The organism is Burkholderia sp. E168m22, assembly GCF_001319805.1.
Classification (GTDB): domain Bacteria; phylum Pseudomonadota; class Gammaproteobacteria; order Burkholderiales; family Burkholderiaceae; genus Burkholderia; species Burkholderia orbicola.
In genome coordinates this window covers 33,287-46,272 of record NZ_BBSK01000028.1, presented here as the reverse complement: position 1 = coordinate 46,272, position 12,986 = coordinate 33,287, and the positions used below count along the sequence as shown (strand labels likewise).

At 69.1% G+C, this 12,986-nt stretch carries 10 protein-coding genes and 1 tRNA gene; 9 read left to right on the top strand and 2 right to left on the bottom strand.

Annotated elements, in window-relative coordinates; genetic code table 11:
- The 7 genes from AP428_RS08465 to AP428_RS08435 all read left to right on the top strand — a co-directional run bounded on the left by AP428_RS08465 (position 1) and on the right by AP428_RS08435 (position 8,637).
- Positions 1-624, top strand: coding sequence for a HutD family protein (locus tag AP428_RS08465; RefSeq protein WP_006478344.1), 624 nt, complete (start codon positions 1-3; stop codon positions 622-624).
- Between the two features lie 4 nt (positions 625-628).
- Complete coding sequence (gene hutI / locus AP428_RS08460; RefSeq protein ID WP_054927979.1) at positions 629-1,852, top strand: imidazolonepropionase; 1,224 nt, start codon at positions 629-631, stop codon at positions 1,850-1,852.
- Between the two features lie 201 nt (positions 1,853-2,053).
- Positions 2,054-3,430 carry a formimidoylglutamate deiminase gene (locus AP428_RS08455; protein ID WP_054927978.1) on the top strand — a complete coding sequence of 459 codons (1,377 nt, stop codon included), beginning with the start codon at positions 2,054-2,056 and terminating at the stop codon, positions 3,428-3,430.
- Positions 3,431-3,490: 60 nt separating this feature from the next.
- Positions 3,491-4,288 carry an N-formylglutamate deformylase gene (gene hutG, locus AP428_RS08450; protein WP_054927977.1) on the top strand — a complete coding sequence of 266 codons (798 nt, stop codon included), beginning with the start codon at positions 3,491-3,493 and terminating at the stop codon, positions 4,286-4,288.
- Positions 4,289-5,046: 758 nt separating this feature from the next.
- Complete coding sequence (locus tag AP428_RS08445; protein ID WP_054927976.1) at positions 5,047-5,892, top strand: gamma-glutamyl-gamma-aminobutyrate hydrolase family protein; 846 nt, start codon at positions 5,047-5,049, stop codon at positions 5,890-5,892.
- A complete protein-coding gene (locus tag AP428_RS08440) occupies positions 5,877-7,214 on the top strand; it encodes a glutamine synthetase family protein (RefSeq protein ID WP_011549431.1) in 1,338 nt (445 codons plus the stop codon). Before AP428_RS08445 ends, AP428_RS08440 begins: the two co-directional genes overlap by 16 nt.
- 28 nt (positions 7,215-7,242) lie before the next feature.
- Entirely contained in the window at positions 7,243-8,637 is a 1,395-nt protein-coding gene (locus AP428_RS08435; protein WP_054927975.1) for an aspartate aminotransferase family protein, read from the top strand.
- 113 nt (positions 8,638-8,750) lie between these two features.
- On the opposite strand, the gene AP428_RS08430 is transcribed toward AP428_RS08435, so the two are convergent.
- Together AP428_RS08430 and AP428_RS08425 are read right to left on the bottom strand one after the other, a co-directional pair.
- Positions 8,751-8,825, bottom strand: a tRNA-Val gene (locus tag AP428_RS08430).
- Between the two features lie 91 nt (positions 8,826-8,916).
- A complete protein-coding gene (locus AP428_RS08425; protein ID WP_053526301.1) occupies positions 8,917-9,819 on the bottom strand; it encodes a LysR family transcriptional regulator in 903 nt (300 codons plus the stop codon).
- Between the two features lie 173 nt (positions 9,820-9,992).
- Between AP428_RS08425 and AP428_RS08420 the strand changes: the two genes are divergently transcribed.
- Both AP428_RS08420 and AP428_RS08415 read left to right on the top strand, forming a co-directional pair.
- A complete protein-coding gene (locus AP428_RS08420) occupies positions 9,993-11,744 on the top strand; it encodes an acyl-CoA dehydrogenase family protein (protein ID WP_054927974.1) in 1,752 nt (583 codons plus the stop codon).
- A complete protein-coding gene (locus tag AP428_RS08415) occupies positions 11,741-12,952 on the top strand; it encodes a CaiB/BaiF CoA-transferase family protein (RefSeq protein WP_054927973.1) in 1,212 nt (403 codons plus the stop codon). The genes AP428_RS08420 and AP428_RS08415 overlap by 4 nt, the downstream gene beginning before the upstream one ends.
- The last annotated feature ends 34 nt before the right edge of the window (positions 12,953-12,986 follow it).

Genomic DNA, 12,986 nt, shown 5'->3' with positions numbered 1-12,986 from the left:
ATGACGGCGCTCGACCACGCGCCGGGGAATGCGACGCTGGCCGTCGCGCTGATCCGCGCGGCGGATCTCGTCGCGTCGCCGTGGAAGAACGGTGGCGGCGTGACGCGTGAAATCGGCGCGTTCCCGCCCGGCGCGGCGCTCGATACGTTCGCGTGGCGCGTGAGCGTCGCCGACGTGGGCACGGCCGGGCCGTTCTCGCGTTTCGACGGCATCGACCGCACGCTCGTGCTGCTGTCCGGCGCGGGCATGACGCTGGCCGAGGAGGGCGGCACGCGCCACGTGCTCGATGCGCCGCTCGCCCGCGCGGATTTCGCGGGCGAGACGGCGATCGACGCGACGCTGCACGACGGCGCGACGCGCGACTTCAACCTGATGACGCGCCGTTCGGCCGCGCGTGGCGCACTCGACGTGTGGCGCGCGGGCGTGCACCGCGTCGCGCCGGCCGATACCGTGCTGCTGTTTTGCGCGGCCGGCGCGGTGGGCATCGACCTCGACGGCACGCACTACGCGCTGGAAGACATGGACACGTTGCGGCTCGACGGGCCGCGGCGTGCGTTTGACGTCGTCGTGAGCGGAGGCGGCGCACTGCTGGCCGTCTCGCTTGCCGTCGGCGAACGAGACTGAACGCATGAAACCGACTGTCTGGCATCACCTGAGGCTGTGTCCGCACGGCCATCCCGACGAGACGATCGACGACGCGGCGATCGCCGTCGACGAAACCGGCACGATCGCGTGGCTCGGCGCGTTGTCCGCGCTGCCGCACGGTTACGCGCACTGGCAGCGCGAGGACCTGCACGGCGCGTGGGTGACGCCGGGGCTCGTCGATTGCCATACGCACCTCGTGTACGGCGGCACGCGCGCCGACGAATTCGCACAACGGCTCGCGGGCGTCAGCTACGAGGAAATCGCGCGGCAGGGCGGCGGGATCGTGTCGACGGTGCGCGCGACGCGCGCGGCCGACGAGACGACGCTGTTCGTGCAGGCCGCCGCGCGCCTGCAGCCGCTGCTCGCCGAAGGCGTGACCGCGATCGAGATCAAGTCGGGCTACGGGCTCGACCTCGCGAGCGAGCGCAAGATGCTGCGCGTCGCGCGCCAGCTCGGCGAGCGCTTCCCGGTCACCGTCTATACGACCTTCCTCGGCGCGCATGCGCTGCCGCCGGAATACGCGGGCCGCGCGGACGAATACATCGACGAAGTGTGCGACCGCATGCTGCCGACGCTGGCCGACGAAGGGCTCGTCGACGCGGTCGACGTGTTCTGCGAACGCATCGGCTTTTCGCTCGCGCAGACCGAGCGCGTGTTCGAGGCCGCGACGCGGCGCGGGCTGCCGGTGAAGCTGCATGCGGAGCAACTGTCGAATGCGGGCGGGACGGCGCTCGCCGCGCGTTACCGCGCGCTGTCCGCCGACCATCTGGAATTTCTCGACGAAGCGGGCATCGAGGCGATGAAGGCGGCCGGTACGGTCGCCGTGCTGCTGCCCGGCGCGTACTACTTCATCCGCGAAACGCAGCTGCCGCCGATCGATCTGCTGCGCAAGCACGGCGTGCCGATCGCGCTCGCGACCGATCACAACCCCGGCACGTCGCCGCTCGAATCGCTGCTGCTGACGCTGAACATGGGCTGTACGCTGTTCCGCATGACGGTGCCCGAGGTGCTGCAGGGCGTCACGCGCCATGCGGCCGCGGCGCTGGGCCGCGCGGATCGCCACGGCGCGCTCGAGGTCGGTCGCCAGGCCGATTTCGCCGTGTGGTCGGTCGGCTCGCTGGCCGAGCTGGCGTACTGGATCGGCCGGCCGCTGTGCGAGCAGGTCGTACGCGGCGGCACGACCGTGTTTCGCCGGATGAACGGATAAGTTTGACGACGGACCGGGCTCGGTACGTGACGTACCGGGTCCGGCCGACGCTTTGCAGGGGACCGGAGCCGGTGCGCAACGGGCGCACTCCGGTCGATCGCCGCGAGGCCGGCGCTGGCGCGACGCGCTCGCGCCTGCCGGCTGCGGCACCGGGCCGGACGGGATTGCTCAAGCGCTCGATCCGGTCGATGAGGACACGCAATGACCGATACCCTGTTGTTCGCGGACCATGCCTATCTGCCCGAGGGCTGGCGCCGTAACGTGCTGCTGCGCTGGGACGCCGCCGGCACGCTGACCGACGTGACACCCGACACCGATGCGCCGGCAGGCGTCGCGCGCGCGGCCGGGCCGGTGCTGCCCGGCATGCCGAACCTGCATTCGCACGCGTTCCAGCGCGCGATGGCGGGGCTCACCGAATACCGCGCGAATCCCGCCGACAGTTTCTGGAGCTGGCGCGACCTGATGTACCGCTTCGCGTTGAAGATCACGCCCGACGCGCTCGCGGCGATCGCGCGCTGGCTGTATGTCGAGATGCTCAAGTGCGGTTACACGTCGGTGTGCGAATTCCATTACGTGCATCACGCGCAGGACGGCTCGCGCTATCCGCAGATCGCGGAGCTCGGCACGCGCGTGATCGACGCCGCGCGCGCGGCCGGCATCGGCATCACGATGCTGCCCGTGTCGTACCAGTTCGCCGGCTTCGGCGACAAGCTGCCGCGCGACGACCAGCGCCGCTTCATCAACACGCCCGACGGCGTGCTCGAACTGCTCGACGCGATGCGTCGCGTGGCGCCGGAACATGGCGGGTTGCGCTATGGCGTCGCGCCGCACTCGCTGCGCGCGGTGTCCGAGAACGGGCTGCGTGTGCTGCTCGAAGGGTTGCCCGGCGATGCGCCGGTGCATATCCACATCGCCGAGCAGACGGCCGAAGTCGACGACTGCGTGCGCGCCTATGGCGCACGCCCCGTGCAATGGCTGCTCGATCGCTTCGACGTCGATGCGCGCTGGTGCCTCGTGCATGCGACGCACGTCGACGCGGCCGAGACGGCGGCGCTCGCGAAGCGCCGCGCGGTCGCGGGCCTGTGCCTGACGACCGAAGCGAACCTCGGCGACGGCGTATTTCCGGCCGTCGACTACCTCGCGCAGGGCGGCGTGATCGGCATCGGTTCGGACAGCCACGCGTCGGTCGACTGGCGCTCGGAGCTGCGCCTGCTCGAATACGGGCAGCGGCTCGTGCACCGCGCCCGCAACGTGCTGGCGAGCGACACGCAGGCGCACGTCGCCGATCGCCTGTTCGATGCGTCGCTCGCGGGCGGCGCGCAGGCGAGCGGGCGGCGCATCGGTGCGCTGCGCGCGGGTTGCCGCGCCGACTGGCTCGTGCTCGATCCCGATCATCCGGCGATCGCCGAACACGACAGCGCGGCATGGCTGTCGGGCATCGTGTTCGCCGAGCACGGCGAGACGCCGGTGCTCGACGTCTATACGGGCGGCGAGCGCGTCGTGAGCGGCCGCCGCCATCGCGACGAAGCCGTCGCGTATGCCGACTACCGCGCCGCGCTGGCGCAACTGCTGCGCTGAACGCGCGGCAACCGGCGCACGCGGCATGCGTGCGCCGGCCGACTCTTACGGTGAGGCGACATGACTGAACAACCGGCTGTATTCACGCTGAAGCAGGGCACGCTGCCGCTGCTGATCTCGATTCCGCACGCAGGCACGCACATTCCCGACGACATCGCCGCGACGATGACACCCGACGCGCGCTTCGTCGACGATTGCGACTGGCATCTCGAGCGGCTGTACGGCTTCGCGGCCGATCTCGGTGCATCGATCCTCGTGCCGTCGCATGCGCGTTACGTCGTCGACCTGAACCGTCCGCCCGACAACGAGAACCTGTATCCGGGGCAGGACACGACGGGGCTCGTGCCGGTCGATACATTCGACAAGGCGCCGCTGTATCCGGCCAACGCGCTGCCCGGCAACGGCGAGATCATGCGTCGCCGCGATCGCTACTGGCTGCCGTATCACGACGCGCTGCAACGCGAGATCGCGCGCCTGAAGGGCGAACACGGCCGCGTGCTCGTGTGGGAAGCGCATTCGATCCGCTCGCACGTGCCGCGTTTCTTCGACGGCCGCCTGCCGGACTTCAACTTCGGCACATCGAGCGGCGCGAGTGCGGCGCCTGGTCTCGCGGAAGCGCTGACCGCGCGTGTGCTCGCACACGGCGGCTATACGGCCGTCGCGAACGGGCGTTTCAAGGGCGGCTACATCACGCGTCACTATGGCGTGCCCTCGACCGGCGTCGAGGCCGTGCAGCTCGAACTGTCGCAGATCACCTACATGGAAGAGACGCGTCCGTACGCGTACGACGAAGCGCGTGCAGCGCGGATCGTGCCGCTGCTGCAGACACTCGTCGAAACCGCGCTCGCGCATCGTTGAGCCCGGGCCGCCTCCATGCGGCACCGCGGCGGGGCAGTGCGCTCCGCCCCGTCGGCACGTAGCAGGCAAGCCGACGCAATGCACAAAACGGCATCGATCCGGCGCGATCGATGCCGTTTTTTCGTCTGATCGATGTCGTCATCGGCCCCTGAAAATTTGACGCAATTTTTAAGTGATATAAGCTGAATGTCAGGAAGTCGTCACGCGCGCGCCGGCGGCGAGGCCATCGACGATGGCCGGACTGCGCCGGAATTCGCTGCGAGACATCTTGCTGACGTGTCGCCACGCGGCATTGCGACACGTGTCCTGCCTCCATCAGTCAGTCGAGTACGATCGTGAAAGCCGCCAGCCCTTCGATACGCCGGACGCGAAGTCCGTCGGCGGGCGCGCCGCCTCAGGCCGGGCCGAACCGGCATGCTGATCGCGGCACGCGCGCCGCCCCGTTAAGCGAGCCTCGCTTCTTCGCCATTTCCCATTGCGGCCCGCGCCGCTTCAATCTCGTGACCGCGCACCTGTGCAGCGCGGTGCAGTGCGACGGCAGCGCATCGTTGTTGCCCTAGCGCCCCTTTCCGCTTCCGTCCGGGGCCATACCGCCGGTTGCCGCGGCATTCGCGCGGCAGGATCGCGCCGGCGCCTGCGCCTGCGCCGGCGCCGGCGCCGGCGTTGGCGCTGCGCGATTGCATGCGCGTGCGGCGTACCCGCGAACCTGCATCGTTGCGCGCGCGAGCGTGTCGCGCGCCATCACCGGAGAGACGCCGATGCGCGCACGACCGATCGTAGCCGTCACCGCGGACCGCATCCTGCGCGGCGCCCATCCGAACCACACGGCGGGTGAGAAGTACCTCGCCGCCGTCGTCGACGGCGCCGGCGCGCTGGCGTTCGTGCTGCCCGCGCTCGGCGCGCGGCAGCCGGCCGACGCGATCGTCGCGGCAATCGACGGGCTGCTGTTGACCGGCAGCTATTCGAACGTCGAGCCGCATCATTACGGCGGCGCCGCCAGCGCGCCCGACACGCTGCACGATCCGGCGCGCGACGCGACCGCGTTGCCGCTGATCCGCGCGGCGATCGACGCGGGGGTGCCCGTGCTCGCGATCTGCCGCGGCATGCAGGAGCTGAACGTCGCGTACGGCGGCACGCTGCATCAGCGGCTGCATGCGACGACCGGTTTCGACGACCATCGCGAACGGCCGGCCGACCCGCTCGAACGGCAGTACGGCCCCGCGCACGTCGTGCAGCTCGCGCCAGGCGGCCTGCTGCAGCGGGTCGCGCGCGGCGCACACGAGGCGACGGTCAATTCCCTGCACGACCAGGGCATCGCGCGGCTGGGCGCCGGGCTCGCCGTCGAAGCGAGCGCGCCCGACGGGCTGGTCGAGGCCGTCAGCGTGCGCGGCGCGCGTGCATTCGCGCTGGGCGTGCAGTGGCATCCCGAATGGCGCTACGCGGAGCAGCCGCTGTCGCGCGACATCTTCGCGGCATTCGGCGCGGCGTGCCGCGCGCGCATGACGCACCGCATGCATGCTGCTGGCGGCGCGACGCCGTCGCCGGCCGCATCCGACATCGACATCGACATCGACCAACGAGGCCGATCATGCAACCCGAACTGAGCGAATTCCTGCGACAGCACCGTATCACCGAAGTCGAGGCGATCATTCCCGACATGGCCGGCATCGCGCGCGGCAAGATCATTCCACGCAACAAGTTCGAATCCGGCGAATCGATGCGCCTGCCGCAGGCCGTGATGGTGCAGACCGTCACCGGCGACTATCCGGAAGACGGCACGCTGACCGGCGTGACCGATCCCGACATGGTGTGCGTGCCCGATCCGTCGACGATCTGCCTGATCCCGTGGGCGGTCGATCCGACCGCGCAGGTGATCCACGATTGCGTGCATTTCGACGGCTCGCCGGTCGAGATTTCGCCGCGCTACGTGCTGCGCCGCGTGCTCGACCTGTACGAGGCGAAGGGCTGGAAACCCGTGGTCGCGCCCGAGCTCGAGTTTTATCTGGTCGACATGAACGCCGACCCCGACCTGCCGCTGCGGCCGCCCGTCGGCCGCACGGGGCGGGCGGAAACGGGCCGCCAGTCGTATTCGATCGAGGCCGTCAACGAGTTCGATCCGCTGTTCGAGGACATCTACGAGTACTGCGAAATGCAGGGGCTCGATATCGAGACGCTGATTCACGAAGTCGGCGCCGCGCAGATGGAGATCAACTTCGTGCATGGCGACGCGCTGCCGCTGGCCGACCAGGTGTTCCTGTTCAAGCGCACGGTGCGCGAGGCCGCGCTGCGTCACAACATGTATGCGACGTTCATGGCCAAGCCGATGGAAAACGAACCGGGTTCCGCGATGCACATTCATCAGAGCCTTGCGGACATGCGCACCGGGCGCAATCTGTTCGCCGACGAAAACGGCGCCGTGTCGCCGCTGTTCCGCAGCTATCTGGCGGGGTTGCAGAAGTACACGCCGGCGCTGATGCCGATCTTCGCGCCGTACATCAATTCGTACCGCCGCCTGTCGCGCTTCATGGCCGCGCCGATCAACGTGCAGTGGGGCTACGACAACCGCACGGTGGGCTTTCGCATTCCGCAGTCGAGCCCCGTCGCGCGCCGCATCGAGAACCGGATTCCGGGCGTCGACTGCAACCCGTACCTCGCGTTCGCGGCGACGCTCGCCGCCGGCTATCTCGGCATGACGCAACAGCTCGCGCCGACCGAGCCGATCGCATCGGACGGCTACGACCTGCCGTATCAGCTGCCACGTAACCTCGAGGAAGGCATCTCGCTGATGGCCGCGTGCGAGCCGCTCGCCGGCATCCTCGGCGACAAGTTCGTGAAGGCCTACCTGGCGTTGAAGGAAACCGAATACGAAGCGTTCTTCCGCGTGATCAGCTCGTGGGAACGCAGGCACCTGCTGCTGCACGTGTAAGCGTGCGGCGCTGTTTGACGGAGAAAACATGACCGATCGAAACGAAGCTTTTCCGCCGCGCTCGACCGCCGATTTTCGCGCGCTCGACGCCGCGCACCACATTCACCCGTTCTCCGACATGGGCGCGCTCAACCGCGCCGGCAGCCGCGTGATCGTGAAGGCCGACGGCGTCTACCTGTGGGACTCGGACGGCAACAAGGTGATCGACGGGATGGCTGGTCTGTGGTGCGTGAACGTCGGCTACGGCCGCAAGGAACTCGCCGACGCCGCGTATCGCCAGATCCAGGAACTGCCGTTCTACAACACGTTCTTCAAGACCACGCACCCGCCGGTGATCGAGCTTTCCGCGATGCTTGCGGAAGTCACGCCCGCCGGCTTCAACCACTTCTTCTATTGCAACAGCGGCTCGGAAGGCAACGACACCGTGCTGCGTCTCGTGCATCAGTACTGGCGCGTGCAAGGCAAGCCGCAGAAGAAATACGTGATCTCGCGCAAGAACGGTTACCACGGCTCGACGATCGCGGGGGGCACGCTCGGCGGGATGGGCTACATGCACGAGCAGATGCCGTCGAAGGTCGAGCACATCGTGCACATCGACCAGCCGTATTTCTTCGGCGAAGCGCAAGCAGGCGAGACGCCCGAAGCATTCGGCCTCGCCCGCGCGCAGCAGCTCGAAGCGAAGATTCTCGAACTCGGTGCGGAGAACGTCGCGGCGTTCATCGGTGAGCCGTTCCAGGGCGCGGGCGGCGTGATCTTCCCACCGTCGACGTACTGGCCGGAGATCCAGCGGATCTGCCGCAAGTACGACATCCTGCTGGTCGCCGACGAAGTGATCGGCGGCTTCGGGCGCACCGGCGAATGGTTCGCGCACCAGCACTTCGGCTTCGAGCCGGACCTGATCACGATGGCCAAGGGCCTCACGTCGGGCTACGTGCCGATGGGTGCCGTGGGCATTCACGAGCGCGTCGCACGCCCGATCATCGACAACGGCGAATTCAATCACGGCCTCACGTACTCGGGTCACCCGGTGGCGGCGGCCGTCGCGGTCGCGAACCTGAAGCTGCTGCGCGACGAGGGGATCGTCGAGCGGGTGAAGACCGATATCGGGCCGTATTTCCAGCGTCGGCTGCGTGACGTGCTGGGCGACCATCCGATCGTCGGGGAGATCGCGGGAGCGGGGCTGGTCGCCGGTGTTCAACTGGCGCGCGACCGGGGGCGGCGCGAGCGCTTCGGCGCGGACGTCGATGTCGGCACGATCTGCCGCGACTTCTGCTTCAACGGCAACCTGATCATGCGCGCGACCGGCGACCGGATGCTGCTGTCGCCGCCGCTCGTGATTCGCGAGACGGAGGTCGACGAGATCGTCGACAAGGCGAAGCGCGCGTTCGACGCGACGGCGGAGCGGGTGGGGCACGGACGGTAAGCCGGTACCTGCGTGCGGCGTGGCGTCGAATGACGTGGCGCCCGCGTCGCGGGACACGCGCGACGCCAAAACGAAAAGGGCCTGCGTCGTGAGACGCAGGCCCTTGAATTCTTTGGTGGGCGGTACTGGGATCGAACCAGTGACCCCTGCCGTGTGAAGGCAGTGCTCTACCGCTGAGCTAACCGCCCAAAGAAGAATCAAATTATGTCAGAGATTTTGGGGCTCGTAAAGCCCTTTCTGCAAATTTTTTCAAATAGCCGCAAGCACCGGTTCGCGCGCTCAGCCCGCCAGCGCAGGCAGCGCGTCGATCGACGCGCGCACGTAGCCGGCAAAGCGCAGCGCCACCGGTTCGGCGGTGCCGCTGCGTTTCAGCGCGAGCGTGCGCGATTCGAGCGACGCATCCTTCAGCGGCAGGAACACGAGCCGGTCGCTTTTCGCCTGCTGCAGCACGCGCGGCACCAGCGCGATGCCCATCCCGAACTCGATCATCGACAGGATCGTCTGCCACAGCCGCGCCTCGTGGCGGATCAGCGGACTGAATCCCGCGTTCACGCACTGCGCGATGATCAGGTCGTGATAGTGCGGCGCGGCGTCGCGCGGAAACAGGATGAACGGTTCCGTCGCGAGCGTGGCGAGCGCGACCTGCCTGCGCCGCGCCAGTGGATGCGCGGCCGGCAGGCAGCACACGAACGGCTCCGCATAGACGGCCACCGATTCGACCTCGGGCGGGAAGTGGCCCCAGTGCGCATAGCCGAGATCGATCTGGCCGCGCTGGATCGCCTGCACCTGCGCGTGCGTGTTCATCTCGCTCAGCACGACCTCGACGCCCGGATAGTCGGCTTCGAAGCGCCGCACGGCGTCGGGCAGCCCGCGATACAGCATTGAATGGACGAAGCCGATCCGCAGCCGGCCGGCGAGCCCCGACGCGGAGCGCACCGTCAGGCGCTCGGCTTCGTCCGCCTGCAGCAGCAGCCGGCGCGCTTCGCCGAGCAGCACCTCGCCCGCGTTGGTCAGCGCGACCGTCTTGTTGGTGCGCGAGAACAGCTGCACGCCGAGCGCGTCCTCGAACTTGCGGATGTCGAAACTCAGCGCCGGCTGCGAGATGAACAGGCGCTTCGCCGCGCGCCCGAAATGCAGCTCCTCGGCGACCGCCACGAAGTAGCGCAACTGCCTCAGTTCCACGGTGTCTCCTCCCGGCGTCGGCATCGATAAGCGATCTCTATCGTACCGGACAAATCCTGTATTGGACGCTTATCGATCGCGCGCCTACGCTCTGCGGGAGGCTCGATGCAGGACCGGCCGGGCGCTGCGGCGCGCGGCCCGGTCGCTGCACCGGCAACCCAGGAGACGCACGCATGAACGACACCGCTCGCACGCCGGACACCGGCGCATCCAATATTCCCGATACCCGAGGCATCAATTTCTTCACCCTCGATCCCGATCTCGGCGCGTTGCTGAAGCTGCATCTCGGCGACGCGCACTATGCCGAACTCGAGCCGCGGCTGCGCGCACTCGGCACGCGCGTGTCGGGCGAACTCGACGAATGGGCGTCGCGCGCGGACAAGCATCCGCCCGTGCTCGAGCATCGCAACCGGCGCGGCGAGGCCGTGCAGCGGATCGACAAGGACCCGGCGTACGTCGCGCTCGAACGCGTCGCGTATGCGGAGCTCGGGCTCGCATCACTGAGCCATGGAGCCGAAACCGTGCCGCCGCTCGTCAAGTACGCGCTGACGTTCCTGTTCGTGCAGGCGGAATTCGGGCTGTGCTGCCCGGTCAGCATGACCGATTCGCTGACGCGCACGCTGCGCCGCTTCGGCGATCCCGCGCTCGTCGCGCGCTACCTGCCGCGGCTCGCATCGCGCGACTTCGACACGCTATACCAGGGCGCGATGTTCATGACCGAGCAGGCGGCCGGCTCCGACGTCGGCCGTATCGCGACGCGCGCGACCTGCGAAACCGACGCGCACGGCGAGACCGTCTGGCGCCTGACCGGCGACAAGTGGTTCTGCTCGAACGCGGACGCCGATCTCGCGATGGTGCTCGCGCGGCCCGACGGCGCGCCGGACGGCATCAAGGGCCTCGCGCTGTTCCTGCTGCCGAAGACGCTGCCGGACGGCACGCGCAACCGCTACCGGATCGTGCGCCTGAAGGACAAGCTCGGTAGCCGTTCGATGGCCAGCGGCGAGATCGCGCTCGAAGGTGCGCAGGCGTACCTGATCGGCGAGATCGGCCGCGGCTTTCACCAGATGGCCGACATGATCAACATGTCGCGGCTGTCGAACGGCGTGCGCGCGGCGGGGCTGATGCGGCGCGCGCTGAACGAAGCGCTGCACGTCGCCGCGCATCGCGAGGCATTCGGCCGCAAGCTGATCGAGATGCCGCTGATGCAGCGCCAGTTGATGAAGATGCTGCTGCCGGCCGAGGCCGCACGCGCGATGTTCATGCAGATCGCGCTGCTGCTGCCGCAGGCCGACGCGGGCGACGAGCAGGCCGCGCGCTGCGTGCGGATCCTGACGCCGCTGATCAAGTTCCGCGCTTGCCGCGACGTGCGCCGCGTGACGGGCGACGCGATGGAAGTGCGCGGCGGCACCGGCTATATCGAGGAATGGAGCGATGCGCGGCTCGTGCGCGACGCGCACCTCGGTTCGATCTGGGAAGGCACGAGCAACATCGTCGCGCTCGACGTCGTGCGTGCCGCGCAGCGCGAGCATGCGCTCGACGCGCTGCGGACGTTCCTCGGCGATCGTCTGGGCGCGGCGCCGCTGCCCGAGGCGAGCCGCACGGCGCTGCGGCGCATCCTCGTACGGGCATGCGATGCACTTGCGAGGGTGGCCGGGGAAGGCGACGACGCGCGCGTGCGGCAGGCCGCGTCCGCGCTGTACTACGCGAGCGCGGCCGTGCTGATGGCCTGCGAGGGCGCACGGCTCGCGCCGGATTTCCGGCGTCTCGCGCTCGCGCACCTGATCGTGCGGCACAAGCTGCTGCCGGTCGATCCGCTCGCGCCGACCCCGCGCGACGACGAATCGGCCGCGTCCGACGCGCTGCTGCGTGGCCTGCCGGTCGCGCTCGACATGGCGCTCGACCTGCTGCCGGAGGTCGAACGATGAACCCGACGCGTGGCGCACTGGACGGCCTGAAGGTCGTCGACCTGAGCCGGGTGCTCGGCGGCCCGTACTGCACGCAGGCGCTCGCCGACCACGGTGCGACGGTGATCAAGATCGAGCCGCCCGCCGGCGACGAGACGCGCGGCTGGGGGCCGCCGTTCCTCGGCGACACGGCGTGGTACTTCATGGGCGTGAACCGCAACAAGGAAGGGTTGGCGCTCGACCTGTCGCACGACGAAGGGCGCGCGATCCTGTGGCGCCTGCTCGAAGAAGCGGACGTGCTCGTCGAGAATTTCAAGCCGGGCACGCTCGCGCGCTGGGGGATGGACTACGCACGCGACCTGCAGCCGCTTTTCCCGCGCCTGATCCACTGCGCGGTGACGGGCTTCGGCGACGACGGCCCGCTCGGCGGGCTGCCGGGCTACGACGCGGTGATCCAGGCGATGGCCGGGCTGATGAGCGTGAACGGCGAACGCGACGGCGACGCGACGCGCATCGGTTTGCCGATCGTCGACATGGTCACGGGGCTCAACGCGCTCGCCGGCATCCTGCTGGCGCTCGCGGAGCGCGAGAAGAGCGGGCGCGGGCAGTCGATCGACGTCGCACTGTACGACTGCGGCGTGTCGCTGCTGCATCCGCACCTGCCGAATTTCTTCGGCTCGGGCCGCGTGCCGGAACGCAGCGGCAACGCGCATCCGAACATCGCGCCGTACGACAGCTATCGCACGGCGACCGTGCCGATCTTCCTCGCAGTCGGCAACGACCGACAGTTCGCGCGGTTGGTCGCACATCTTGGCGCGCCCGCGCTCGCCGCCGATCCGCGCTTCGTCGACAACCGCAGCCGCTGCGCGCACCGGCCCGAGCTGAAGGCCGAACTGGAAGCGCGGCTCGCCGCGCACGCGTGCGAGCCGCTGGCGCGCGACCTGATGGCGGCCGGCGTGCCGTGCGGGCCGGTGCGCACGGTGGCCGACGTCGCGCACGATCCGCACGCGCTGCATCGCAGCCTGTTCGTCGAGATCGGCGCGTATCGCGGCACCGCGTCGCCGGTGAAGCTGTCGCGCACGCCGGCCACCTACCGGTCGGCGCCGCCCGCGCTCGGCCGCGACACGCGCGCGGTGCTCGACCGGCTCGGCGTCGATCGCGCGCTTCAGCAACGACTGCTCGATGCCGGCGTGCTGAAGACGGCCGCCGGCGAGTCGCCGCCCGACTGACACGACGCCGCCGGCCGGCGGCGTGATGCCGGCC

Coding starts and splice junctions, on each gene's coding strand:
- AP428_RS08465 (WP_006478344.1), top strand. CDS start 1: ATGACGGCGCTCGACCACGCGCCGGGGAATGCGACGCTGGCCGTCGCG.
- AP428_RS08455 (WP_054927978.1), top strand. CDS start 2,054: ATGACCGATACCCTGTTGTTCGCGGACCATGCCTATCTGCCCGAGGGC.
- AP428_RS08435 (WP_054927975.1), top strand. CDS start 7,243: ATGACCGATCGAAACGAAGCTTTTCCGCCGCGCTCGACCGCCGATTTT.
- AP428_RS08420 (WP_054927974.1), top strand. CDS start 9,993: ATGAACGACACCGCTCGCACGCCGGACACCGGCGCATCCAATATTCCC.
- hutI (WP_054927979.1), top strand. CDS start 629: ATGAAACCGACTGTCTGGCATCACCTGAGGCTGTGTCCGCACGGCCAT.
- AP428_RS08440 (WP_011549431.1), top strand. CDS start 5,877: ATGCAACCCGAACTGAGCGAATTCCTGCGACAGCACCGTATCACCGAA.
- AP428_RS08445 (WP_054927976.1), top strand. CDS start 5,047: ATGCGCGCACGACCGATCGTAGCCGTCACCGCGGACCGCATCCTGCGC.
- hutG (WP_054927977.1), top strand. CDS start 3,491: ATGACTGAACAACCGGCTGTATTCACGCTGAAGCAGGGCACGCTGCCG.
- AP428_RS08415 (WP_054927973.1), top strand. CDS start 11,741: ATGAACCCGACGCGTGGCGCACTGGACGGCCTGAAGGTCGTCGACCTG.